General features: G+C 51.1%; 14 protein-coding genes and 1 pseudogene. 9 read left to right on the top strand and 6 right to left on the bottom strand.

The window, feature by feature from the left end; genetic code table 11:
• Positions 1-162 precede the first annotated feature (162 nt).
• The 4 genes from K9N57_14110 to K9N57_14125 all read left to right on the top strand — a co-directional run bounded on the left by K9N57_14110 (position 163) and on the right by K9N57_14125 (position 9,095).
• Positions 163-2,274 carry a glycoside hydrolase 43 family protein gene (locus K9N57_14110; protein ID MCF7805315.1) on the top strand — a complete coding sequence of 704 codons (2,112 nt, stop codon included), beginning with the start codon at positions 163-165 and terminating at the stop codon, positions 2,272-2,274.
• A gap of 234 nt (positions 2,275-2,508) precedes the next feature.
• Positions 2,509-4,311, top strand: coding sequence for a hypothetical protein (locus K9N57_14115; GenBank protein ID MCF7805316.1), 1,803 nt, complete (start codon positions 2,509-2,511; stop codon positions 4,309-4,311).
• A 368-nt stretch (positions 4,312-4,679) separates the two neighbouring features.
• Entirely contained in the window at positions 4,680-6,023 is a 1,344-nt protein-coding gene (locus K9N57_14120; protein ID MCF7805317.1) for an efflux RND transporter periplasmic adaptor subunit, read from the top strand.
• Between the two features lie 6 nt (positions 6,024-6,029).
• The gene (locus K9N57_14125; protein ID MCF7805318.1) at positions 6,030-9,095 is read left to right on the top strand and encodes an efflux RND transporter permease subunit; all 3,066 of its coding nucleotides are present in this window, start codon (positions 6,030-6,032) and stop codon (positions 9,093-9,095) included.
• Positions 9,096-9,166: 71 nt separating this feature from the next.
• Here K9N57_14125 and K9N57_14130 read toward each other — a convergent pair whose 3' ends face one another.
• Positions 9,167-10,192 carry a flippase-like domain-containing protein gene (locus K9N57_14130; protein ID MCF7805319.1) on the bottom strand — a complete coding sequence of 342 codons (1,026 nt, stop codon included), beginning with the start codon at positions 10,190-10,192 and terminating at the stop codon, positions 9,167-9,169.
• A gap of 445 nt (positions 10,193-10,637) precedes the next feature.
• Between K9N57_14130 and K9N57_14135 the strand changes: the two genes are divergently transcribed.
• Positions 10,638-11,936: a pyridoxal phosphate-dependent aminotransferase gene (locus K9N57_14135; protein MCF7805320.1), complete on the top strand. Its 1,299-nt coding sequence runs from the start codon at positions 10,638-10,640 to the stop codon at positions 11,934-11,936.
• A 151-nt stretch (positions 11,937-12,087) separates the two neighbouring features.
• On the opposite strand, the gene K9N57_14140 is transcribed toward K9N57_14135, so the two are convergent.
• Positions 12,088-13,107, bottom strand: coding sequence for a fructose-bisphosphatase class II family protein (locus tag K9N57_14140; protein ID MCF7805321.1), 1,020 nt, complete (start codon positions 13,105-13,107; stop codon positions 12,088-12,090).
• Positions 13,108-13,125: 18 nt separating this feature from the next.
• Positions 13,126-15,237: a sulfate permease gene (sulP, locus tag K9N57_14145; GenBank protein MCF7805322.1), complete on the bottom strand. Its 2,112-nt coding sequence runs from the start codon at positions 15,235-15,237 to the stop codon at positions 13,126-13,128.
• A 512-nt stretch (positions 15,238-15,749) separates the two neighbouring features.
• On the opposite strand from sulP, the gene K9N57_14150 reads away from it, so the two are divergent.
• From K9N57_14150 to K9N57_14165, 4 genes are read left to right on the top strand one after another with little or no spacing between them, the layout of a single operon-like run.
• Entirely contained in the window at positions 15,750-16,610 is an 861-nt protein-coding gene (locus tag K9N57_14150; protein ID MCF7805323.1) for a hypothetical protein, read from the top strand.
• A 31-nt stretch (positions 16,611-16,641) separates the two neighbouring features.
• The gene (locus K9N57_14155; protein MCF7805324.1) at positions 16,642-18,291 is read left to right on the top strand and encodes a urocanate hydratase; all 1,650 of its coding nucleotides are present in this window, start codon (positions 16,642-16,644) and stop codon (positions 18,289-18,291) included.
• A 49-nt stretch (positions 18,292-18,340) separates the two neighbouring features.
• Positions 18,341-19,561: an imidazolonepropionase gene (hutI, locus tag K9N57_14160; GenBank protein ID MCF7805325.1), complete on the top strand. Its 1,221-nt coding sequence runs from the start codon at positions 18,341-18,343 to the stop codon at positions 19,559-19,561.
• Positions 19,558-20,484: a formimidoylglutamase gene (locus K9N57_14165; GenBank protein MCF7805326.1), complete on the top strand. Its 927-nt coding sequence runs from the start codon at positions 19,558-19,560 to the stop codon at positions 20,482-20,484. Before hutI ends, K9N57_14165 begins: the two co-directional genes overlap by 4 nt.
• Before the next feature lie 139 nt (positions 20,485-20,623).
• Here K9N57_14165 and K9N57_14170 read toward each other — a convergent pair.
• From K9N57_14170 to K9N57_14180, 3 genes and pseudogenes are all read right to left on the bottom strand, one after another.
• Positions 20,624-20,914: pseudogene (locus tag K9N57_14170) on the bottom strand (phage Gp37/Gp68 family protein).
• 607 nt (positions 20,915-21,521) lie between these two features.
• On the bottom strand, positions 21,522-22,607 hold the full coding sequence (locus K9N57_14175; protein MCF7805327.1) for a Fic family protein: 1,086 nt from the start codon (positions 22,605-22,607) through the stop codon (positions 21,522-21,524).
• Positions 22,608-23,190: 583 nt separating this feature from the next.
• The gene (locus K9N57_14180; protein ID MCF7805328.1) at positions 23,191-25,791 is read right to left on the bottom strand and encodes an FG-GAP-like repeat-containing protein; all 2,601 of its coding nucleotides are present in this window, start codon (positions 25,789-25,791) and stop codon (positions 23,191-23,193) included.
• Between the last annotated feature and the right edge of the window lie 380 nt (positions 25,792-26,171).

Raw genomic sequence — 26,171 nt, forward strand, 5'->3', positions numbered from 1 at the left:
CAACTTGAATCGAAGATCGTTTGGGCTTATAATTTGTCCAACAGATTTGCGTATATCTCTCATCTTCTGTATGCGGGCTTTTCCGGAGGGAGAAAAGCCCGCATAAGGATTCCATCCACGACAGACAGTCTTAAATAAGACTATCAACAAAAGGACTATCTTATGGAAAGCAACCGCCACCCACACATTATTTTCGGACTGCTCTGCATCCTGATTATCGTCGTAATGTTACCAGTTTTATCGACTGCCCGGGAAACCACCTGGACGGCCGACAACGGGAACGGCACCTATACCAACCCGCTCTTTTATGAGGAATTCTCCGATCCGGATATGATACGCGTCGGTAACGACTACTATCTGACCGGCACCACCATGCACACCATGCCCGGTCTCCCGGTACTCCATTCCAAAGATTTGGTGAACTGGGAATTCGTCAGTTACGCCGTGGACCGGCTGAACATGGGACCGGAATACCGCCTGGAAGACGGTCGGGATGCCTACGGCCAAGGCATCTGGGCGCCCAGTTTCCGGCATCATGACGGAACATTCTATATTTTTTCCAACGTCAACGGGCATAACACTCAGGTCTTCACTGCCACCGATCCGGCCGGACCATGGGAGCACCATACAATGGACATCGCCCTGCATGACCTTTCGGTGCTTTTTGACGAAGATGGCACCATCCGGGTCGTCTGGGGATACGACGACGTGCACTACGCCGAACTTAATGAATCGCTGACCGACACCATCCCAGGCTCCACGCAGATTATCGTTCCCGCAGGCAGCGGCGCCGGCGAGGGTTGCCATTTCTACAAAATCGATGGCACCTACTACATCACGAACACCAATTACGATCCGGTCTGCTACCAGGTGACGCTGCGATCCGAAAATCCCACCGGTCCGTACGAAATCCAGGTCACCAGCGCCGAGGAAAACCTCGGCATCGGGACCGGATGGCGGCTGTTCGATACCCGTAACGGTCCGCCGTTTGACCTGATTCCACCACGAGAGAACTTCGTTGGCCGGATACCCATGCATCAGGGAGGTATTGTGCAGGTACAGTCCGGCGAATGGTGGGGCTACTCCATGATGGACCACAACTCCATCGGGCGCCTGCTGACACTGTCCCCCGTCACCTGGAAGGATGGCTGGCCGTACTTCGGTCTGGAGGGTAACCTGAAGCGCTCACCCCGGACCTGGATCAAACCAAACACCGGCGTCACGCCTGAGGAACCGCACGCACCCTATAAACGCAGCGATGACTTCTCCGGTAATGAACTTCAACCCATCTGGCAATGGAATCATGTGCCGGTGGACGAAAAATGGTCACTAACGGACCGGGACGGCTATCTCCGGTTGCACAGCATGCCTGCCGCAACCTTTTGGCGTGCCCGAAACTCACTGACCCAGCGCGGCATCGGGCCGGAGTCAATTGCGACAACGGAAATTGACCTGCGCGGTCTGCAAGACGGCGACATCACCGGGCTGGCATTGCTGAATCTGCCATACGCATGGATCGGTGTGGCCAAAGAAGGCAACACTATGGAAGTCCGGCAGTACGATCAGCAGTCCCAGGAAATCTATAGCCGTGCTATCGAAAGCGACAAGATCTGGGTACGGGCGCATTGCAACTTTGACACTGAAATCGCCACCTTCAGCTATAGTACGGACGGCAAAAATTTTGCAGATTTGGGCGTGGAATTTACCATGGTCTTCCAGCTGCGTACCTTTCAGGGCGTTCGGTATACGTTGTTCAATTACAATGTGAATGGCACCGAAGGCGGGTACGCCGACTTTAACGACTTCCGGGTGGACGAACCGCGGCCGCTCGGACTCACGCGGCCTATCCCCTACGGGAAGACCATCGAACTTACCAGTCTGGCGGACAGTACTGTGCTGGTGAACTGGAAGGGCTTTGTCCGGCCGGTGCAACCCACCAGCCCGTTTGCGGAGGATCGAGCCAGCCAGTTCAAAGTCATCAACCGGGAGAATGGCCGGGTTGCTCTGCAGTCAGTGGTGGACGGGCGGTATGTCACGGTTATCAATTTTGGCGAAATGGCGGAGGTACGGCTGAAAAAGGAAATGCAGGGAAACGCCTCCACCTTCCAGTGGCAGGATATGCTCCGTGGTGACCTGATGCTCATGTCCCTGAAAACGCACAAATACCTGTTCGCCGATCCGTACGCGGAAAGCCTCTCCTCCGCCGACGCGGAAGGCGCCCGACCGGATCGCAAAGGCGGGGCCTGTTTTTCCTGGGAAGTGGTGAGTGAGTGACCCTGGAGGCACAAATAGAGATATTCGCGATCCGTTCGGGGACTAGCACCCCAGGTAATCATTGGAATTATTTCTTGATTAACCATCAATATTAAGTTATTTACGGGCAGGAGGAGGAACAGGTTTCATCTCACAGCGTTATTACTTGGGAGTGTTCTGGTAATCCTCTCTGATTGAAAACGAAACTAAGAACCTGTCCGGCTCAGGCCGCGACAATATTTCAGGCAAGATATAATGGCAACTGCACAACATACATTTCATATCCCGGTGATGGGTATCGGGTATACTATTGACAGTCCGGCCAGGGTGGCCATGTACGGCATTACATCGGTGATTTCCCTGGTGGATGATATTCTAATTGAAAAAATGCGCGAATATCATTCGAAAAAACGGAATAAAAAATTTCGACCGATTTCAAACAAGGTTAATGATTTCCGGGCCAAACGCATCACGGCATACCTTGATCTGATGGATGAGGTTGTCGACGAAAAATTCGAGGAGTTAAAGGAATCCGCCCAAAATCGGGGCGACGAAATTAAAAAATACCTGCAGATGCTCCCGGATCAATCCGCTCTCAAGACCAAATTCAGCGAACTAACAGAAGAGTACGATATCGGCAAGGCGTGGAACTGGCTCAAAGATCACATCACCCCCGGTAAAATCGACGTCAATATTATGACCAAGCTGGATCGTCCGAATTACAAGGGTAAAGAAAAACTGTCCAGTGAATATTCGGACGCTCACGCCGCGCTCCGGGGATTTGCGAAAAGCACGCTGGATGCGTCGGTCGTCCTTTCCGCTGGAATGAATCCACGGCTCTACGGCTACATGCAGGAATTCCCGGACTTTTATCCCGATGAATCCGGAAACCTGAAAAAGCGCATTATCCTGAAAGTCAGCGATTATCGGTCGGCGCTTATCCAGGGAAAATATCTGGCCAAGAAAGGATTGTGGGTTTCCGAGTACCGAGTTGAATCCGGACTGAACTGCGGCGGACACGCCTTTGCCACCGATGGATACCTGATGGGGCCGATTTTGGAAGAATTCAAAAATAAGAGGACTGAACTCCGCGAAACAGTCCACGCTCTGTACTGCGATGCCCTGGAGAAAAGAGGCAACTCCGTACCGGAAACACCTCACGAGGTACGCATCACAGCCCAGGGTGGTGTCGGCACAGCTGGCGAGCACCAGTTTCTGCAAGACCAGTACGGCGTCGATTCCGTGGGGTGGGGCACGCCATTTCTACTCGTCCCTGAAGCGGTAAATATCGATACAAACACCATGCACCTTCTCGAAAATGCAGAGGAAGACGACCTCTATCTCAGCGACATTTCTCCGCTCGGCGTACCGTTTAACAGCGTGCGGGGTAATACCAAAGATATTGAAAAGGAAGACAGGATAGCTGCGGGCCGGCCAGGTAGCCCCTGTCCAAAAAAATACGTCTCCCTGAGTACCGAATTCACTGAGAAGCCGATCTGTAAAGCCTCGCGACAATACCAATACCTGAAGCTGCAGGAATTGGAGGAAGAGAACCTCGAGCCGACAGAGTATGATAAGACCTACGACTCGATTGTAGAAAAATCTTGCATCTGTGTGGGGCTCGGAACGGCCGCACTGCTCGCCAATAACCTGGATACCCGCATTGAAGGCGAAGGCGTTTCGATCTGTCCCGGGCCGAATATGGCGTACTTCAGCGAAGAAGTCCCTTTGCAGACAATGGTGAATCACATCTATGGAAAAAGCGATATATTGAGCAGAAAAGACCGTCCGCATATGTTTCTGAAGGAGTTGGGGCTTTACGTGGATTATCTGAAAACCCAGCTCGCCGACAATGCTGATTCTATGGATGAAAAGCAGCAGAAATACCTGGAGTCATTCCGGGACAACCTCCTGGACGGAATTGACTACTACCGGAATCTGTTCGGACAGGCCGATTTCCCACAAAATAACGGGGCCGCAACTATCTTTGACGGACTGGATTCCTTTGAGGAAGAGTTGAAAACGCTGCCCATTCAACAGTTTGCTCCAGCTGAGTAACTCAGTATAGCATTCAAAATCCGGGTATCAGTAATTCTTGCCCGTAATTTTTTAAATTGTGGTGATCCTCTGTTTCAGCACCTATTTGCGTTCTATATATTCCTGATTTAAAAAACTAAATCTCTACAAAATTTCTGCGTATAATCTCACGCTTTTTAAAAACCAGATAGGATATGATCGGTTCCCAGCACATGTTATATATAATGAGATTACCGGGTGAAACAAGATAAGAAGATGTTATAATACGACATCAGAGAATACAACTAAGACTTAGACATGCGAAACAGTTGGGTGAGAATGAGCCGTGTAGAATCTTTGCAGATGCAATTTACCCAACTTAAAAAAGACAGAACGAAACACGAGGTCGAATGAAAACACAGTACACGAAAAAATTCCAAACCACGGTTGCTTTCCTTCTCGGGCTCATAGTTACAGGCATGATATTCCAGACTTGCTCGACGGACGGCGCCAGTAATAATACACAACAGCGTAACGCCAACCGTCTTATCCCCGCCGTAGAGGCTGTTCAGGCTCGCAGCGGCGCATTGCCGTTGACCGAACGTCTTACCGGAGTCGTGCGCGCAGTGAACCAGGTTGCGATTTATCCCGAAGTCAGTGCTGTCATCACCGAGGTCTTCGTGAAAAACGGGAGTATCGTCGTGAAAGGCGCCCCGCTTGTCCGGCTCCGGGATTCCGAATTCCAGGAGCGGCTGAAGCAGGCCAGCGCAAATTACCGAATTGCCCAGGCACAGATCAAACAAGCAGAAGCGAGGCTCCAGGAAGTGAATGCAGAGCTTCGGCGGACCCAATCCTTGGCAGAGAAGGGATTGGCCAGCGATGTCGAATTAGAGCAGGTGCAGACACGCGCCGTCTCTGCAGAAGCGGACCTTGATCTGGCGAGAGCGCGGGTGGAACAGGCACAGGCAACAGTGGATGAGCGGCAGGAATCATTGTCTCAAACCGTAATCCGGGCGCCAATTACCGGCTCCGTTGGCGATCGGAACGCAGAAGTCGGGATGTTGGTCGGTGGCAACACGAGACTCTTCACGCTCGGTCAACTTGACAGCGTCCGGATTGAAATCGTGCTGACGGATCGGATGCTGAACTATATTGAGGAGGGCCAACGGGCGGAAATCAGGTCGCAAACGCTGTCCCGTGTAGTCTCTGCACCACTATCACGCATTTCACCATTCTTGCATCCGGTTACTCACAGTACCGATGCCGAAATCGATATATCAAATAAAGATAGGCGCCTCAAACCGGGTATGTTTGTTACCGTGGATGTCTATTACGGTGAGAGCGATGAAGCCACGCTCGTCCCAATGAGTGCGCTCTACGAGCATCCATCCACGGGTGTGACCGGTGTGTATGTGAGTTCCGCGGACCTGGATGTGGATGTAGCCGGAAGCATCAACTCAGACAATGATATAACCCTGACCGAACCGCTCGACTTCGAGTTCGTCCCGGTTGATGTAGTCGCCCGGGGTCGCATGGAAGCCGGCATACGAGGCGTGGAGCCTGAGAACTGGATTATCACGCTGGGCCAGGATCTGCTAGACGGCGAGTCCGGCAAAGCCCGAGCCCGCCCGGTACAGTGGAATTGGGTTGAAGAACTTCAGCTCGTCCAGCGACAGGATCTGCTGGATGACATCATGAGACAACGGTTCGGCTCCGATACCCTCAACAACATCCAATCTGTCAATACGGAATAACTCCGGATGAATATAACAGAACTTTCGGTTAAACGTCCCATCGCCACCACGATGGTGTTTCTCATCATTATTGTGGTGGGAATCATGGGATTTCGTTTCCTCCCGGTGGATCTGCTGCCACCTATAGAATATCCGATGCTGAGCATCTCCACCACCTACCCGAATGTCGGTCCGGAGGAAATCGAAACCATTATCACCGACCGGGTGGAAAACGCCATCGCCAGCGTGCCCAATATAGAAGAAATTCGTTCCAATTCATCAGAAGGCCGTAGCCGGGTAACCCTGGAGTTTACCCAGGGAACCAATATCGATGAAGCGGCCAACGATGTTCGAGCCGCGCTGGACCGCATCCGGGGTAGCCTTCCACCGGAAGTGGAACCGCCCCGACTCTGGAAATTTGATCCCGACAATTTCCCGGTGGTCATTCTGGGTGCGAGATCCAACCGAAACATGGAGCAGCTTACCCGGATCCTGGAGCGCGAAATTTCCCAGCGATTTGAACAGGTGCCCGGCGTTGGCTCCGTGGACGTCTGGGGCGGTGTCTACCGCGAAATCCAGATCCAACTGAAGCGGGATCGACTGGCCTCCGGCAATCTCACCGCCACGGACGTCGCCAATGCCCTGCGCCAGGAGAACATCACACTTCCCGGTGGAGACATGCGAGAGGGTATTAGCGATATGTACGTCCGGACCCGCGGCGAGTACCAATCAGTGAACCAGATCGGAAGTACGATAATCACGGTCATCGATGGTAAGCCGATCCGGGTGCAGGACGTAGCGGAAGTCGTCGATGGGTACGAAGACCTTAATCGCGTGGTCCAAATCGACGGTCTGCCAATGATCCGAATGGGGATCCGGAAGCAGTCCGGCGCCAATACGGTTGCCGTCGCTGCAGAAGCCCGAAAAATCATGGATAAAATTAACGGCGAACGGGACGATCTTGAACTACTCATGGTGATAGACCAGAGCGAATTTATTCAGGGCTCTATAAACAATGTCCAGAAATCGGCGCTTTGGGGCGGGCTTCTGGCAATCTTTATCCTGTATATCTTCCTGCGAAATGGTTCAACCACTTTTATTATAGCGCTTTCTATTCCCATTTCCCTGATTGCCACATTCGGATTGCTTTATTTCAACGATCTCACCCTGAACCAGATGAGTTTCGGCGGGCTTGCCCTCGGCATCGGCCTCATTGTGGATAACGCCATTGTGGTGCTGGAAAATATTGTCCGGCTCCGGGAGAACAAGGAAAGCCTGGAGAAGAGTGCGCTGGTTGGTACCAAGCAGGTTGCAGGAGCCATCATTGCCTCAACTCTGACAACCTCAGTGATCTTTCTCCCAGTGATCTTTATGCAGACCGTCTCCGGGATGCTGTTCAAGGAACTCGCGCTGGTGGTGGTGTTTGCGCTCCTCTGTTCCCTGCTGGTGGCGCTAACGCTGGTACCGATGCTCAGCAGCCGTTTTCTCACCGTGGGCAAGGGGGAGCACGCAACTGACGATAAACAATCCAGGCTGGGCCGGATGTTCCTGGCGCTTGAAAACAAATATTCGGGCTGGCTGGAAGCCGCTGTCCATCACAGAAAAACCGTCCTGGGTATTACTGCGGCTCTGCTGGTCGGTACTATTCTGCTCTGGCCGATGATTCCGGTAGAACTCGCCCCGCAGACGGACGCCGACGAAATCGACGTGGGACTCCAGATGGCCCAGGGGACGAATATCGCGGTGGTGAACAAATACCTGTACCAGCTGGAGCAACTGGTCAAAGAGGTAACGCCCATGGATCAGGTGGAGCACATGTCCATCGAAATCCGACCCGGCGATGCCGAGGTGGAATTATCCCTGAAACCGTCAGAAATTCGAACCGTCAATAGTTTCGTCCTGGCCGATCAAATTCGTGAACACGTCTCCGGTAAAATCCCTGGCGGTGAAGTCAGAGTGTCGGCTCAGTCCGGGCTCTGGATGCTCCGGCGGCTGTTTGGGTCCGGCGGATCGGAAGCGGTGCAGATTGAGCTGCGCGGATACGACTTGGCCCTTGCGGACCAGCTCGCTGCAGACATCGAAGACGTTATTGAACAGATGCCGGAGGTAGCGGATATCCGGATTAGCCGTCGCGAGGGCCGACCGGAGCAGAATCTGATAATCGATCGGGAAAAGATCGCGGATCTGGGTTTGTCTGTCAGCGAAATTGCACGGGTCATTCAAACCAACATTGGCGGAAGTCGTGCTGGCGTTTATCGGGAAGGCGGCGAGGAATTCCCCATTATGGTACGACTGCAGCCTGAAGATCGGCTGAGTACCGTCGACATCAAAAATATCTCGGTTCGGACTCGCACGGGTCGCATTCTGCCGATTTCCTCAGTTGTCCAGACAGAACGCCGCAGAAGTCCGACCTCCATTGAGCGAATTAACGGACAACGGGTTACGTATATCACGGCGAATCTGGAAAGCGGCATTGCTCTGGGTGACGTGGTGCGGAATATTCAGATGGAGCTGGGCGAATTTGCACTCCCGGTGGATTTTTCTCTGGTATTCAGTGGCGAATATGAGGAGCAACAGAAGGCCCAGCGCGACTTTACCCTTTCCATCCTCATGGCCATCATCCTTATCTATATGGTTATGGCCGCCCAGTTCGAACGCTTTCTTGACCCGCTTATCGTGATGGTTTCGGTCCCGCTGGCGATTATTGGTGTGGTGCCAACGCTGCTTATTACCGGGACATCGTTGAATATCCAGAGCCTGATGGGGATTGTAATGCTCATCGGAATTGTGGTGAACAACGCCATTGTCCTGGTGGACTATATCAACCTGATGCGCCGTGAACAGAATCTGGACATCACCGAAGCGGTGCTCCAGTCCGGTAGACTGCGCCTCCGCCCCATTCTCATGACGGCGGCAACTACGATTCTCGGAATGCTGCCGCTTTCCTTCGGCACCGGCGCCGGGGGCGAAATTCAAGCGGCACTGGCCCGGGCCGTCATCGGCGGCCTGACTGTCTCCACGCTGATTACGCTGATATTAATTCCGGTGGTCTACATCACCACACACAACTTGTTGGATCGGGTGAGAGCATAAGGACTACATACACTCATCGTATCCTCGCCCCTCTCCTCATCTGAGGAGAGGGGTTTTTTACAACACATTCCCTACTCTGACTCCTCTGTAGAGAGTGCTGCCGAACGATGGAAAATTGATTCAAATCCAATGTAGATCAGGGAGAGAATTCCAAGGAAGTAAAAATCCAGGATCCGCCAGCCGATTAACATCGTGCCAATGGCACTTGCCGGTAAAATTGAGCTGAAGAACAACAGGAACAGTCCCTCAGCGCCTCCGGATGCACCGGGGGTCGGCACCAGCGACATCAGTGCGAAAATCAGCATCTGCACCACAATAAAAACAAACAGGTTTGCTTCATAACCCAGCCCTATAGCCAATACCCCTGTCACCGCATACCGGCCGGACCACTGGATTGCCGAGAACAGTGAGTTGAGAAAAAACCGCGTCTTCCCGTAACGAATCGTTGTCCGATACAGCGTTTTGAACTCAACCCAAAAACGGAAGAGTTTCAGCCGAATTTTTCCGGGATGCGATGCGTCTCTACGGATAAGGTTCCAAATCAAGACGAGTACACCGACCCCAACCACTGATACACCCAGTGCCAGCGCCTTACTCTGAAGGATTTGGGCAAATTTATTGAAAAATCCCAGGTGCAAAATCCAACCTGTCGTCAACGCTATAGGGATTCCCACTGCATGGGCGACGATATCTTCGAACACGGCAAGTGACGTAACCGACGCTGCTTCCCCGGCCGGGAGTCCCCGCTGGTAGAGCAACCCCATTTTTATGGGCTGGCCGCCGATGGCGGTCGGAGTGATACACGCCCCGAGTTCGGACCAAATTGAAATCCGGACACCATCCCAGTAGGAGAGTTTTCGCTTCAGGAAATGCATCCAGTTCTGAAGTCTAAACGCCTTCATAAACCAGGGAATCAGCCGAAGTCCGGCCGCGATAAGCAAATATCCCGGATAAAATTCCCGGATTTTTAAAAGGTCGGAAATATCGGTAAACAGGTAGACAATAATAATATTGACTGCTGCAAATATCGGAAAAAAGAGGAGCAGACGCCGTGCGATGGCCCGCTTGTCGGAAAAATCAATTGACTGAAATGCCACGTTTCTCGCTATCCTGCTCTGAGTGTTGTCGGCATAGTCTGATGGTATAACTCAATGGGCTTCTAATGCACAAATGGCTTCTGATTCCATGACAAAGAAAATAACCGAAGAGGATAATTATTGCCAGCATCTTTAGTCCCTGGGATTACATTCAATCTCTTCACCCCAAAAGTAAGGAGTGCAGATGGAGCCCCCCGGTTTTACAGCTAGGGTTCCTGCTTTGACTCCGCCATTAGACGGAGTCCGGGCGGAATCCCGCCCAGAAAACCATTCATCCAGTTCTTCACACATCTGGTTTTCTGGATGGCGGGATATATATCTTCCGGGTTGATTTTTTTCAGCCATTTCGGAATTCCGGTAGACGCCGTATCAATATTTTGTAAATTAGCAGTTATCGAAATTATCACTGATAAACGCATTAGCGCAGAAAAATGAAGGTAAAGGCATGTTACGTAATATCGTCCATGAAGGATCGCGGCAACTTTCCTACGAAATCCGGGAGATAGTAAAGGTCGCCAGAGATCTGGAAAGTCTGGGGATGGAGATCGTCTGGGAAAACATCGGGGATCCCATCCAGAAAGGGGAAAAGATCCCGGGCTGGATTAAGGAAAGAGTGACCGACCTGGTAAACCGGGATGAAACCTACGGATATGTCTCCACCCAGGGAATCCGGGAGACCCGGGAATTCCTGGCGCGACAGGTCAATATGCGTGGTGGAGCCCAGATCACCGCTGACGATATTGTGTTTTTCAACGGGCTTGGTGACGCGGTCTCCAAAATATTCGGCTTCCTGAAGCGGGAAGCCCGGGTTATCGGTCCGTCGCCGGCGTATTCCACGCACTCCTCCGCCGAGGCCGCCCATTCAGGCTATTCTCACCTCACCTACGAGCTGGATCCCTACAATAACTGGATGCCGGATCTGGAGGATCTGGAAAACAAGATAAAGTATAACGACTCCATCGCCGGGATGCTGATTATCAACCCGGATAATCCCACCGGGACGGTGTATCCCAAAGAATTCATGGCCAAGATGGTGGCCATTGCAAAGAAGTACAATGTGTTCGTCCTGTGCGACGAAATCTATGCGAATATCGTCTATAACGGCATCGAGACGGCCAATTTGAGCGAAGTCATTGGCGGGCTGCCCGGTATCGCCCTGCGGGGCATTTCCAAGGAGTTTCCGTGGCCCGGTGGCCGGTGCGGTTGGATTGAAGTATTTAACCAACACAAGGATCACATTTTCCAACAGTACATCCAGAGTTTGATTAACGCCAAGATGCTGGAGGTCTGTTCCACCAGCCTGCCGCAGTACGCCATTCCCTCAGTGCTCGGTGACGACCGATATAAGGATCATCTGAAGCGGCGTAGCAAGATGTTCGAAGAGCGCGCCAACGAAGCGTATGAAATTTTTAATGAAGTGGACGGCATACAGGTGACTCGTCCGCAGGGTTCGTTCTACATGTCTGTATTATTTGAGGAAGGTGTGCTCAATGATGATCAGCAACTCCGGATCGAGAACGATGAAGTGCAAAGTTATGTGAACGATATTGTACACGGTGTGGAAGTGGACAAGCGCTTCGTCTACTATCTTCTGGGCGCCACAGGCATCTGCGTGGTCCCGCTTACCGGTTTTTACTCAAATCGGAATGGATTCCGGGTCACCCTGCTGGAGACGGACGACGAACTTCGCCGGTGGACATGGAATACTATCACCAAGAGTATCCGTGAATACCTGGAAGCCTGAACATTCCCGGCCGGGCTACCGGAATATTTTCATAAATTTTGGGGATATAACAATTCACCTTGAAAAATGGACAACAATCCGGACGAGTAATTCCGGGTGTACGCATACGCACCAGTAATCAAATTTTCTTAGAACACTTTGACCGCCAATACTACGACTCAATCTGCCGTTCGGTATAGATATCCCGGCGGGATCCTGTAGTACTCCGCAGAATGACGGAATGGGTTTTAATTCGATTTCCATGGTACTGAACCCCTTCCATCAACGGCCCGTCAGTAATACCGGTCGCCGCAAAGTACACGTCTTTACTGGTAACCAGATCATCGCTGGTAAGGATCTCCTGGGAACTGAGCTCAGCATTGTCGATATCTCCGCGTTCCTCCTCTGTCTGTGGTGCCAACCTGCCGAGCATTTTTCCGCCTAGTGCTTTAATTGCGCATGCGGTCATCATCCCCTGGGGCACGCCACCGACGCCCATCAGAATGTCCACAGGTCCTCCGGGGGTTGCAGCCATCAGCGCCCCGGCGATATCACCATCGTGCCGGAGCATGGCCCGGGCGCCGGCGTTCCGGATGTCCTGGATTACGGTCTTGTGTCGCGGGCGATCCAGGACGAAGACCACCAGATCTTCCACTTTTTTCTCTTTAATCCGGGCGATCAGGCCGAGGGTCCAGGCAACGGGCGCGTTCATACATTCTTCCACCAACGCGTCAGCCACTTCCCTGGAAACCACCAATTTTTCCATATAGATGGCAGGAGCCGGTGACCGCATGCCTCCCTTTGGTGCCGCGCCTATAGCAGATATCACGCCCTGGCGGCCTTCTGCCAGAAGCTGTCTCCCATCGATGGGATCGACCACCAAATCAACCTCCGGGCCTTCACCAGTACCGACCGTTCCTCCGCTCTCCATTGGGGTATGCATTTCCGGCTTGACCTCTTCTCCGATATCGATATTTCCGCGAATCTGCAACGTATTCAACAACTCCTGCATGGATTCCGACGCACCCTGGTCAGCATCCTCGAGATTCCCCTTCCCCATCCAGCGCCCAGCCGCAATCGCCGCCGCCTCGGTACACCGGACCAGGTCGAATCCCAGGTTGTGGGGCAACTCGATATCAGTGGTCGCCTTTTTTAAATTTTCCTCGGTCGGCTTTTTCGGTGGTTCTTCCATACTTCTCTCCGATTTTGGTTACACGGCCAACAGCAGGTCAGCATTCTCCCAGCCCAACAATCCGCCGTCCAAAACGTACACATTGTCGTAGCCGGCTTCGCGCATCATATATCCTGCGCGAGAACTGCGGCGTCCGCCCCGGCATACGAGAACGATATCCTGATCGGTGGGAAGGGTCTCGTATTTTTCCACGAATTCAGAAAGCGGAATCAGATTCGCTCCGGGAATGTGACTCTGTTCATATTCCCGCTCTTCCCGGACATCGATCACCATTGGCGGATCTTGTTCTGAGAGGCGTTCCCACAGGTCCAGGGGTGCGATGGTCGGAACGGCCTCTTCATCCGGTATCTCGTCCAACCGGGGGACCTTGCCCGGATAATCCCGCTTGGGCAGGGTCTGGCACTCCCTGAACGCCCGTACCGGACACTCGTATATACAGATCGCCGGATCAAGCACCCGGTGAAAAATGTGCCCGATGGCCTTATCTTTTTCCAGGAAATTCTCCTCACCGACATGCTCGTAAAAACTCGTGGAGTGCATCATGTCCAGGACCGGGTCCTGCACCCGTGAAAAGAAAACATCGCCGCCTGCCCGCCGATAGGTCTTTACGATACTCTCTAGTGCGTTGATCCCGCTGAAATCGCAATGCTGGACACCGTTCATTCTGAGCAACAGGTATCGCTGACCTGAATGCTCGTTGAAGTGCTGGCGCAGCGTCTGTTCAATGTGATTTGCCGCTCCGAAATAGAGATCCCCAAGAATTTCATAAATTACTAACTGTGGGCAGGCCGGACGGTCAGAGTCCCGATCAAAATTACTAAAGGACGGATCAGGGAGGACTTCTTCGATTCTGGGCATACTCGTTTGTCTGATATACAAGGCAAGGGAAAAAATAATCCCGGTAAGCACCGCAAATTCCAACGGTAAAAAAAGCATACTCAGAAAGGTGATAACCATGATGGCAGCATCCGCTTTGGTCCCTTCCCATATTCTTTGTATTTCTTCCCAGTTGACCAAACGATATGCAATGACCATCAGTACGCCTGCCAGCGCGGATTGCGGCAGGTATTTGGCCAGCGGCGCCAGGAACAGCATTGCCGCTAACACCACTCCCCCGGAGATCATCGCGGCCAGTTTCGTCTTCGCGCCGCTCTTTTGATTCACAGTGGTCCTGGTAAAAGATCCGGCCACCGGATATCCGGAAAAAAGGCCGGCCGCAATATTGGCGAAACCCTGGCCGACGAACTCCTGGTTGCTGTCCAGACGCTGACCGGTTTCCGCTGCGACGGTTTTGGACACTGCGGTGGTTTGCACCAACCCGATGGCTCCCACCGCCAGGGCGCCGACTGACAAATCCGCAATCAATTCCAGATTGATGAACGGCAGCGACTGAATTGGTGGGAAGGTGCCCGGCAGTTCGCCGATCACTTCGGTTCCAATTTTATCCAACTGAAAGGCATAGACCGTCACCGATGCGGCAACCATTGCGATAAGCGATGCCGGCCATCGGTCGTTGATGTACCGCAGCAGAATGATTAAACCGATGGTTCCGAGTCCCAGCAGTACGGTCGGGAGATGGGATTCCGGCAGATAAATCACTGTTTTCCGGACGACGTCGTACAGGTTTGCCGAGGAAAAATTCACCCCGAGCAGCGGCCCGATCTGTTTTGCGGCGATGAGTACACCGGCGCCGGCAGAAAAACCGATGACCACGGAATCAGAAACGAAGTTCACCAGGAAACCCATCCGGGCAAATCCCATGGCCACCTGAAAAATTCCGGCCATCACTGCCAGGAGGCTTGCTGCGATAAAAAATTCCGGTGTACCCCGGGGGGCCGCGCCTAATAGCGAGGAAAAGACCAGAATGGAAATCGCCGTGGTCGGGCCGGTCTGCAGATGGTCGGATGAACCCCACAGCGCCGCTGCTATCGCGGCCACGACTGCAGCATAGAGTCCCATCTCCGCCGGGAGTTCCGCGACCATCGCAAAAGCTATCGCCTGAGGCAGCAGAATTACTGCCACCGTTATCCCGGCCAGTAGATCGGCTCTGAGGTTATTCAGGGAATATGAACGAATAAACCGGTATGGTTGAGTAAGATATTGTGGGATGTGTGCTGGAGTCTTCGCCATGTTGTATCCGGTGGCTTAATTCCGATTCGGTATAATGTAGGAATTTATTACCTGACATAACAATATGGCAAACGTCCGAATCAACATTTTAAGGAAGATCCCGTTCCCGGAATCACCGGGTAAACGACCAGGATATTCATAGCCTTGTCAAACCTTGTTGCATGATCCCGAAATGGGCATAAAACATATTCCGTAGAGAACACAAAAGCGGCACCGAATTGAACGGGTGAATCGAAGCAAACACCCAGATCAAAGCCGGTGAATGCATAAAGTATCAATTCAATATACTTCGTCAACCGTCATTTTAATACAATTAATTCCTTGACACCAAAACAAAACCCATACGACACTTCTTATCAATCCGGAGAACCATAACAAATGAAGGCTTCCCAACGGGAAGATTTCGAGTTATAATTTGTATATTGGTTTTACAAAACGTGGATCTTCAAAACAGAAACCGCATCGCGACCGTTCTGATTATTCTTTGGTAAACCGGACGGAGGATAATAGCCATGTACTTCAACTGGGACGAGCTCGAGAGAATGACCGGGGAATTCAACCGGACGCCGCAGGAGGACTTCGACGGCTTTACGCCGGAGGAGATGCACGCCATTCTCTACGATCCGTTCGGTGCGAGTTGTCCCATACATATCAATACTTCCATAGATGTCCAATGGCTTGAAACCAGTCCTATGTATAACCTTATCCGACATCTACTGGACCTCTTACGCCAAGAGGGGGAGCTGAGTCTGACGAAGATCGGCAATTTGCGGCGAAATGTTGTCAGAGAGTTATACAAAGAACAATATCTTCCCCAGGAGGATATAGAAAGCGGGATTACCAAACTGAGTAGCGAAAACGACTGGAAGGCGCTCCGGTCCGCCAAACTGGCGCTTGAGTTTAGCGGTATCGTTCGCAAATATCGGGAGAAATTAGTCCCGGTAAAAAAGCGGGATTCTCTGCTAGACCCTGAAAACAGCGTGGACATGTTTATCCGGTTTTTCCGGGTGTTCACCACCGAATTCAACTGGGCCTATAACGACCGGTATCCGTCCGAAACGGCCGGACAGGAGGGATTTCTCTACCTGCTGTACCTGCTCAGGAATTACGGCAAGACCGAGCGGGATCTCTCCTTTTACTCAGGAAGATACTTTCAGGCGTTTCCTGACCTACAAATTCCTGAGCGGGATCAATACGGCCCCTATTCCAAGAGCGAACAGGTAATCCGGACCCGGTTTTTTCGCCGGTTTACAGAATGGTTCGGCTTCTCCACCATGCGCCGGACTGGTGAAGCTGAACACTATCTGCTCCAGCGAATTAAAATCAAACATACAGCGTTTCTCAGGGAATTGATACATCTGCGCAACAGTTGAGTGTAAGTAACAAACAGATACAGGTGTGATTATGAATCGGACAGTTAAAGCACCAACCGGAACGCAACTCCATTGTACATCCTGGCAGACCGAGGCGCCGTACCGGATGATCCGGAACAATCTTGATCCGGAGGTGGCGGAGAAGCCCGAAGAACTGGTGGTGTACGGCGGCATGGGGAAAGCCGCGCGAAACTGGGAGAGCTTCGAGCGGATTCTCTCTTCATTGGAAAAAATGGATACCGATGAAACGCTCCTGGTGCAGTCCGGAAAACCGGTGGGCATTTTCCGCACTCACGAGGATGCGCCGTGCGTACTCATTGCCAACTCCAACCTGGTACCGAAGTGGGCCAACTGGGATCACTTCAACGAGCTGGATAAAAAAGGCCTGATGATGTACGGGCAGATGACCGCCGGCTCGTGGATCTACATCGGCAGCCAGGGCATCGTGCAGGGGACCTACGAAACCATCGGCTCCATGGCAAAGAAGCACTTTGGTGGCGATCTCTCCGGCCGGTGGATGCTCACCGGCGGACTCGGCGGCATGGGCGGCGCTCAGCCGCTGGCCGCAAAGATGGCCGGCGCCAGCATGATCGCGGTAGAGTGCCGGGAGCAGCGCATCGACATGCGGCTCAAAACCGGCTACGTGGATCGAAAGGCGCCCTCACTGGAAGAAGCACTGCAAATCATGCGGCAATCCACAGAAAAGGAAACGCCGGTCACCGTTGGCCTGCTTGGAAATGCGGCGGATATCTTTCCAAAGATTGCGGATTCGGATTTCCTGCCGGACGCCGTCACCGACCAGACCAGCGCCCACGATCCGCTGAACGGCTACCTGCCGCTGGGCATGACTGTGGAAGAATGGGAGCACATGCAGAAGAGTGATCCCGAAGAAGTCACCCGCCGGGCCATGGAATCCATTGCCGTCCAGGTGCGCGCCATGCTGGATTTCCGGGACAAAAGCGTTCCCGTCTTCGATTACGGGAATAACATTCGCCAGGCGGCATACGATGAAGGCGTGGACAACGCGTTCGACATTCCAGGCTTCGTGCCGGAATATATCCGGCCGCTTTTCTGCAAAGGTATCGGCCCGTTCCGCTGGGCGGCACTGTCCGGCGATCCTGAGGATATTTACAAGACGGATGAAAAGGTGAAGGAGATCATTCCCGACGATCCGCACCTGCACAACTGGCTGGATATGGCGAAGGAGCACATCAATTTTCAGGGGCTACCGTCACGGATCTGCTGGGTCGGTCTGGGACAGCGGGACAAGCTGGGCGTAGCATTCAACGAGATGGTAGCCAGCGGAGAACTCAAAGCGCCGGTGGTCATTGGTCGGGATCACCTGGATGCGGGATCGGTGGCCAGTCCCAACCGCGAAACCGAAGGTATGAAGGACGGCTCCGACGCCGTCTCCGATTGGCCATTGCTGAACGCCATGCTGAATACAGCCTCCGGTGCGACCTGGGTCTCATTCCACCACGGCGGAGGTGTCGGCATGGGCTATTCCCAGCACGCGGGCCTGGTTATCTGTGCCGACGGTACCAAAGAAGCAGAAGTAAAATTGCGCCGCGTTCTCTGGAACGATCCCGCCTCCGGCGTGATGCGCCATGCGGACGCGGGGTACGAATCGGCGATAGAATGCGCCCGGGAGCATCAGCTCAACCTGCCGTTTCTGGAATAAACAACGATGCCATTTTTATCACTGGTCAACGGTTCATGTAAAGGTTACTATGACTGACCTGCTCATTCAAAACATCGGCCAAATCGTTTCACCGCGGCCGGGTGTCACGCGGGGTTCGGAACTCCGGAATCTTACGATCATCGAAAATGGCGTTATCTATGTCAAGGAGGGACTCATCCAGGCAGTCGGGTCGCCGGATGAAGTGTTACCCCAGATCGACGAACGTCCACAGGTGTTGGATGCGAAGGACCGCGCAGTAATCCCCGGATTCGTGGACAGCCACACGCACCTGGTCTTCGGCGGAAACCGGGCGGATGAGTTCGCTATGCGGTCGGCCGGTATGTCATACGAAAAGATCGCTGCGCAGGGTGGCGGTATAATTTCCACCGTAGAAGCTACACGGAATACGCCCAAAGAAGAGTTGAAATATCTGGCACTGAACCGCCTCCGGCGGGCGCTGGAGCAGGGCATCACTTCCATGGAAATCAAGAGTGGCTACGGATTGAACCTGGAAACCGAGCGCAAAATGCTGGAAGTCATCCACGAATTGAAGGATGAACAGCCCATTGAACTGACGGCCACATTTCTCGGCGCACACGCCGTTCCCAAAGAGAAGTCCAAAGAAAAATACATCGAAGAGGTGCTGGCGATGATCCCGGAAATTGCTGCACTGGCCGATTACTGCGACGTCTTCTGCGAGGAAGGTTATTTCACTCCGGCAGAGTCCAGGCAAATCCTGGAGAAGGGCCTGGAATACGGATTGCCACCCAGAGTCCATACCAACCAGTTTCACGACATCGGCGGCGTGGAGATGGCGCTCGACATCGGAGCCATCGCAGTAGAACATCTCGAAGCGCTGACCGTTGAGAGCATCGAAAAAATCGCCCGTTCGGAGACAACGGCAACAGTATTGCCCGGAGTCAGTCATTTTCTGGGTATCCCGTACGCACCGGCGCGCCAATTGATTGATAAAGGGGCGCTGGTTAATATTGCCACCGACTTCAATCCCGGTTCGAGCATGACACTCTCCATGCAGCTGATGATGAACTTCGCCTGCACCCAAATGGGGCTCTCTGTGGAAGAGGCGCTCTGCTGTGTCACGCAAAACGCTGCCCGCGCGCTGGAAAAGATGAACGTCGGTTGCATCGCCACAGGCTACCAGGCAGATTTGCTGGTGCTCGACACGGATGATTTCAGAAATGTGGCGTACTTCTTTGGACAAAACCATGTGCGGACGGTTGTCAAAAAAGGGGAGGTAGTCTTCGGATGAACGAACTGCAGGAAATCCTGAACCCTGTGTCCGAGACATTGCGAAACCTGTGCTCTCATGATCCTCACGACCACTGGCTGGCGCAGGAAACCGGTTTTACCATAGATGTTTATGGTGAGTCGACCCACGTATTGATCGGCTGTCCCCAGGATGAGGGCGTCCGCAGGAACAATGGTCGCCCTGGCGCCGCCGAAGCGCCGGATAAAATCCGGGAACGGCTCTACCGGATGCAGGTCAGCCCGGATTCCGGCATTCACCTCTACGATGCCGGCAATATCATCTGCACGTCGCTGGAAGAATCCCACGACCGGCTAACCAAAGCAGTAGCCCAGTTCCTGGCGGATGATAAACGGGTCATCGTTCTGGGCGGCGGCAACGACATATCGTTCGCGGACGTCCGGGCAATGTCCGGCGTTTATGGAGATATTTCCGCTATTAATGTGGACGCGCATTTGGATATGCGCATCGCGGAGAAGATGACCAGCGGCACGCCGTATCGCCGGTTAATCGAAGGCGATTATCTGCAGCCGGAGCGATTTCACGAGTTCGGGATTCGACCGGCCTCCAACGCCGCATATTATCTCGACGATGCCGAAAACAGGGGAGTTAATCTCCATTACCTGGATGAAATTCTGAATCGAGGATTGCGGGAATCTTTCCGCCGAATCATCTCCGGAATGGATGAGAGCCCACTCTTCCTCGGGTTGGATATGGATTCCGTGCAGGCGGCTGACGCCCCGGGTGTCAGCGCCTCTTCGCCCATCGGATTCTCCGGAAGGGAAATGCTGCAGATCGTGGAGGAAGCGCTAAATTATTCGCAGTTAAAATTACTTGAGATTACCGAGGTCAACCCAAATTACGATGTCGACGGCCGGACGGCCAAGCTGTCGGCATCTTTGGTATACCGGTTTTTATTCGGATAACCTGCCCGGTTATTTCATCAATACCATTTTTTTAACGTTCACGTAATCCCCGGAAAACATACAATAAGAGAAGGCTCCCGTGCTTATTAGGCTCATACGATTGCTACAGACAGTAAAAAATGAGGATGGAGGTGCTTACTTACTGGCTCATCTCAAAATCAACCGGCATCTCGTCCCAGGTGCGCTCTTCCAGGAGACGCCCGTTCTTTTTTTTATTTTTTCCACCCCACTGTTTGAAGAAAAACGGCACGCCAGCAGCTGTACATTGATCGCGTATATCAGTAACCCATTCTTCTTTCATAGGACGAGCTTTGGGACCGGATTCGCCACCGACAATGACCCAGTCAATTCCTCTGAGATTCAGCGCGGGTAAAGGGCCAAGGAGGGGTTCCAAAGACAGAAACTTAATAAATGCATCAGTTTCTCTGAGAAGGGGTTAATCAAAGTGGGCCACGCAGGACTCGAACCTGCGACCAACTAATGAATACTCCCATCCGCTGTATAACCGGGAGAAGTTGCAACGATCGTAGATCCCCGAAAGTATCTATCACAAGTTGCAGGCGAACCCGGCACTCCGGAACCCTCAGTCAGATACCGAGGAAATCCGGGAAACCCTTCACCCCACTCCCAAGACTTCCAGGGACTGGTAAAGGACAGAGACTCTAAACCTTTGTATTCCCTGCTGGGTGCCGCCTAAACACGCAATCTGCCGATAATCTGGTAGAAACGACCTGTCGACGTTATCGACATATTAGATAATTATGTCGAAGTATCTGTAATATTTCGACACATCTAGAAAACATGTCGACGCTATCGACATATCTAACTTGGATTATTCATAAATCCGTGGACTTGTGATAAAAAATATCGCGCTTAGTTGTTCAGAATCAACGATTTGTAGAGACACGCCATGGCGTGTCTCTACCCACAAATATTTTGGCAGCGGAGTACTGCCAGTTCATGCCATATACTCGGTCAGTACTTCAATGCACAATTCCGAAGATCCTTCTATGAATAATACAGGCTAAATTATTTGGTTATACGTCAGTAAGGATGTTTAATAACTCAGGATGAATGTAGATCTTCTCCCGGCCCACGGGTTCCACTGTCAATATCCCTATATCCACAAGTGCCTGGAGATATTCGGACGCAGTTTGCCGTTTGGCGATACCGGCTTCTACAACAAAAGCAATCTTGCAGTAAGGTTGCACAAAGATCAATTCGACTAATTCTTTGGAATAAATATTAGAGGGTAACTCCTCACGACACCGTTCCACTGTGTCATCGAGTAGCGTTTTGATTTCTCGTATTTTTCCGGAGGTCCATAATGCGGTTTCCTCCACTGCCTGAAGCATGAACAGAATCCATTCTTCCCAGGCGTCTGCTTCAGTTACTGCCCGAAGCTTTGAATAATAATCCACTTTGTTTTGGATGATAAACCTGCTGAGATACAACACCGGAATATTCAGTAATCCCCTTTGAAGGAGATAGAGTAAATTCAGGATACGTCCTGTTCGACCATTGCCATAATAAAACGGGTGAATAGCCTCAAATTGGTAATGGATCATTGCAAGCCGTACAAGATGATCGAGATCGTCATCAGTATTCATAAATTTTTCCAACTCACCCAGTTTGGTGCGTATAATGTCTTCGCCAACAGGAGGAGTATAAACCACCTCGTTGGTCGACCTATTCTCGATGACGGTACCGGGTGCCTTCCGTATCATTGCATCTTTATCAAGAATAGTGCCGCACACGGTCTCCAACAGATTGGTTGATAGTGGGCGGTCTTTCAGCAGTTCATGTCCTTTCCGAAGTGCTGTCCGATAATTCAGGACTTCTTTAGTCTGGGGATCGATGTCCATATCCTTGCTCACCGCTGCTTTAAAGAGTTTGTCATTGGTCGTGACAATGTTCTCAATCTCCGAACTGGATTTCGCTTCCTGCAGCGGAATAGCATTAATCAAAATTGCCTGATTGGGAATCAGATCGCCGGCCCCCTTCAGTTCAGCCAGCGCTCTATTTGCACTGATGGCGTTTTTCAGGACAGACCGTGTCTCAATGTCAATTGCCGGAGGCAGGGGAGGCAATTCGTTATAAGGTGTTTCCGGATTGAACGTCATCATAATTCCCGTGTATGTTTACTTAAATACCTACAAATGTACTCAGAAAAGGGAATTTATAAAACTGAATATACAATGCATCCGAAGCGTTCAATGATTCAACACATTTTACTTTCCTTTCTCCAGAATACATATCGGTAAAAGGTTTTTAGTTTGTTACAGCTGCTCCTGTATCCATTATAGTTGAGGGATTTCATTAGTGCCAATATCTTCAATTTCCGTCTCCATTCTTTCTCCATTTGACTGCGGAATATGTGGTTTTTTCGGGATTTCTGTCCAAATTAACAAAACAAAAAAAGCCCTGTAAACACTTACACTCAGGAATCACACGGCTTTTGAGTGTTACACACATTCCGATTAGAATGGGAAAACTACAGCCAATTCGGACGCCGGAGCCACCCTAGGGAATTTCCCTGGGCTTGGTTCCATCTTACAGCATGGTGACGATGGTGGCGGTGATTTCCTGATACGGGTCGCTGTTCTTCATAAGTTTCCTAAGTGTTTGAGTTGACGATTGGACATAAATATAGCCCCGTCCCTGGGCAGGACTAGGCCATGCTGTAACCTACTTTTGGGAGAGAGTTTATTTCATATACACCATTTTCTTCACATCCACAAAATCCCCGGCCACGAGGCGGTAGAAGTAGACACCAGTGCTGATAAGTTCGCCTAAGTCATTTGTCCCGTTCCACTGGACGGTGTGCCAGCCAGCATTTTGATAGCTTGTAATGAGGGTCGTAATCTTTCGGCCGATCAAATCATAAATCACTATCTCAACCTTTGCGGCCTTGGGTAATCCGTATTTGATCGTCGTGGCCGGGTTAAATGGATTCGGGTAATTGCCTTTTAGGGTAAAAGTATCCGGGAGATCCGAATCTTGTATATCCGTAGTCGTGATATCCACTGTCAGGGTTGTCGTATCGGTGGCGTCGGCGTTATCAGTCACCACAAGTTGAACCCCATAGGTTCCGGATGTCGTGTAGGTATGCGTTGGATTCACCTCACTACTGTTGTTGGTCCCATCGCCAAAACTCCATTGCCGCTCAGCGATACCACCTTCCGGATCACTGGGGTCGACAGAACTATCTGCGAATGTAATCTCGTAGCCGCCATCGACAGGACCTTCATTGGAAATACCTGCATTTGCCTGTGGCAGATCATTTACAGGAATGACAGTAATGACCGTCGAATCTGTCGTGCTCAAGCCCTCACTGTCTTCTACAGTGAGATTGATCTCCTGTTGCCCCCACCAATCGGCGGACGGCTTTAGGGAAAACAATTCGGCGTTGGAATCCACAGCGGCACCGGTTTCGCCAACATTATTCAAATGGTAAACCAGATTCTTCAGTGAATCCTGGTCATCGACAACTATTTTTGCAAGGGGTAACTTCAGGGTATGATCCTCCAATACGCTGATCTCCGGCTGCAATAGAATTTCCGGAGCCTGGTTCTCCGTGGGAACGGCAGATATTTCGACTATAATTTTAGCAGAGGCCGTGGCATTCGAATCATCTGTCACATAGTACTTCATTGAATCTTTGCCGGTGTATCCATCGACAGGGTCATAAATAATTCGTTTCCAATTATAGCCAAGATCTGCAGTGCCATTGCTTCCATTCGTTACCCGATCGATGAGCAACGAATCCCCGTCCAAATCCGTATCATTCTGCAATGGCTTTATTATCTCTTTCGTATTTTTTGCTATCATGACCGTATCATTTTTAACAGCCGGAGGATCATTCACCGGCTGCACCTCAAAGAATACCCAGGCGGTATCACTGCTCGAAGTATCCGTGGCAACAAACTGCATTGAGTCCTGACCATTGAAATTCAGTTCCGGGACGTACGTTATTCGATGATTCCGGATTTTGACTTCTCCGCTTTTCGCTGAATCGAGGATACTATACATGGTCGTGTCCGGGTAGGGAATGTGATACAAAATCTCGGTGGAAAACATAACCGAATCATCCTCTGACAGCGTAATGTTCTGATCCTGCAGATGAATTAGGTTATACAGTTCACTCTGGTTTTCATACCATGCAATTTTATCATCACCGTAGGATGCAGAGAGCACATCCATATCACCGTCATTGTCCAGATCTGCAGCATGGACACTATTTGCGTTAGCGGCATTGGTTGTAATAGTCCGGTTTCCACCAAAACTGCCGCCACCCTTGTGGTCATACCATGCAACCATATCCTGAGTGTCAATAGCAGTTAAAATTTCCCAAAAAGTGTCCCCATCTAACTCGGCTGTCATAACATCGCTTGCACCGTCATACGTTGTCACAAACTCCGATTCGGCAAAACTTCCAGCCCCCTGATTTTCCATCCAGGATATATTGGCATCATCATACAGGACGATATCCTGCAAATCATCTTTATCCAAATCGGTTGCATAGATACTCACCCCTTCAAACCCAGACATCAGGGTGTGTGGGGTGCCGAAATTGCCACCACCCAGGTTCTTATACCAGAGGACTGAAATATCGTAGTAGGAACCTGTATATACAGAATTGACTAATACAACATCTGCATAGTTATCGCCATCGAATTCTGCAACATCCATACTTAACATTTGCCCCGAGGTCGTATCAATAGCGGTTTTATTCCCAAAACTTCCATTGCCCTGGTACTCAAACCACGCTATTTCTCCCCCATTTGCACCGGTGATTATGTCATCGAATCCATCATTATTAATATCTGCGATATAGGCAAATTCTGCTGCAATAGAATCGCTTGAGAGAACGTATTCACTGACGAAGGAGCCATCGCCCTGGTTTTCAAGCCAAACCACGGCACTGTCCTCAGAGGAGACGAATACCAAATCGGTTGCCCCGTCGTTGTTTACATCACCGGGCCGGATACTTTTCGGAGAGATCCATGCAGTTGAAATAACTTTTTGAATTCCAAATGTGCCATCCCCCTGATTTTTATACCATGCAATTTTGTTGTCAGCATGGGAAGCAGAGATGATATCGACATATCCATCATCATCCAGGTCAGCTGCCTGGACTTCATGGGCCGAATCGGCATTCGTAGAAATGATTTGCTGCGGATTAAAGCGACTTATTGATTGGCCCTGAGTGATGTCAGGTAACAACAATATCGAAAAAATGGTCAACACCGCCATTACCCGTAACTTAGCTTTGTATGAAGTGTGGTAAGATGGATTAGTTTGCATCTATTGCCTCCTTCTTATTCCCATTAAACATTACTCCGGAAACTGGATCATCACAAAAAATGCTATGATAATCCTGTCTGTCGAATGTGTCGTTTTATATACCGGGGATTCCTGCTGCTCTTTCTTATGATTCCCCGGATTGAGAGATTGTCATCAAATTTTGGTGTTCGGAATTATATTACTTGTTGCAGCTTTTCATAGATTTTTAGAGCCTCCAAAATCGCCAAGCACAACGCAACTCAACCAAGTATTATTCGAAGAAGATATTGTTTAGCTGCTATTTTGAAATTTATTGGTGTCGAAAATGTAAATACTCAGATTTGTATATCAATCCATATCCCGGGATAATTTGAGAGATGTATTTTACTTGTGAACTCGAT

Source organism: Candidatus Neomarinimicrobiota bacterium (assembly GCA_021734025.1).
GTDB lineage: Bacteria > Fidelibacterota > JAANXI01 > JAANXI01 > JAANXI01 > JAANXI01.

What these genes read in the sequence shown, in the direction of transcription:
- hutI (MCF7805325.1), top strand. Translation starts at nt 18,341, where the DNA reads ATGACTGACCTGCTCATTCAAAACATCGGCCAAATCGTTTCACCGCGG.
- K9N57_14125 (MCF7805318.1), top strand. Translation starts at nt 6,030, where the DNA reads ATGAATATAACAGAACTTTCGGTTAAACGTCCCATCGCCACCACGATG.
- K9N57_14140 (MCF7805321.1), bottom strand. Translation starts at nt 13,107, where the DNA reads ATGGAAGAACCACCGAAAAAGCCGACCGAGGAAAATTTAAAAAAGGCG.
- K9N57_14120 (MCF7805317.1), top strand. Translation starts at nt 4,680, where the DNA reads ATGAAAACACAGTACACGAAAAAATTCCAAACCACGGTTGCTTTCCTT.
- sulP (MCF7805322.1), bottom strand. Translation starts at nt 15,237, where the DNA reads ATGGCGAAGACTCCAGCACACATCCCACAATATCTTACTCAACCATAC.
- K9N57_14155 (MCF7805324.1), top strand. Translation starts at nt 16,642, where the DNA reads ATGAATCGGACAGTTAAAGCACCAACCGGAACGCAACTCCATTGTACA.
- K9N57_14150 (MCF7805323.1), top strand. Translation starts at nt 15,750, where the DNA reads ATGTACTTCAACTGGGACGAGCTCGAGAGAATGACCGGGGAATTCAAC.
- K9N57_14110 (MCF7805315.1), top strand. Translation starts at nt 163, where the DNA reads ATGGAAAGCAACCGCCACCCACACATTATTTTCGGACTGCTCTGCATC.
- K9N57_14135 (MCF7805320.1), top strand. Translation starts at nt 10,638, where the DNA reads ATGTTACGTAATATCGTCCATGAAGGATCGCGGCAACTTTCCTACGAA.
- K9N57_14175 (MCF7805327.1), bottom strand. Translation starts at nt 22,607, where the DNA reads ATGACGTTCAATCCGGAAACACCTTATAACGAATTGCCTCCCCTGCCT.
- K9N57_14165 (MCF7805326.1), top strand. Translation starts at nt 19,558, where the DNA reads ATGAACGAACTGCAGGAAATCCTGAACCCTGTGTCCGAGACATTGCGA.
- K9N57_14115 (MCF7805316.1), top strand. Translation starts at nt 2,509, where the DNA reads ATGGCAACTGCACAACATACATTTCATATCCCGGTGATGGGTATCGGG.
- K9N57_14180 (MCF7805328.1), bottom strand. Translation starts at nt 25,791, where the DNA reads ATGCAAACTAATCCATCTTACCACACTTCATACAAAGCTAAGTTACGG.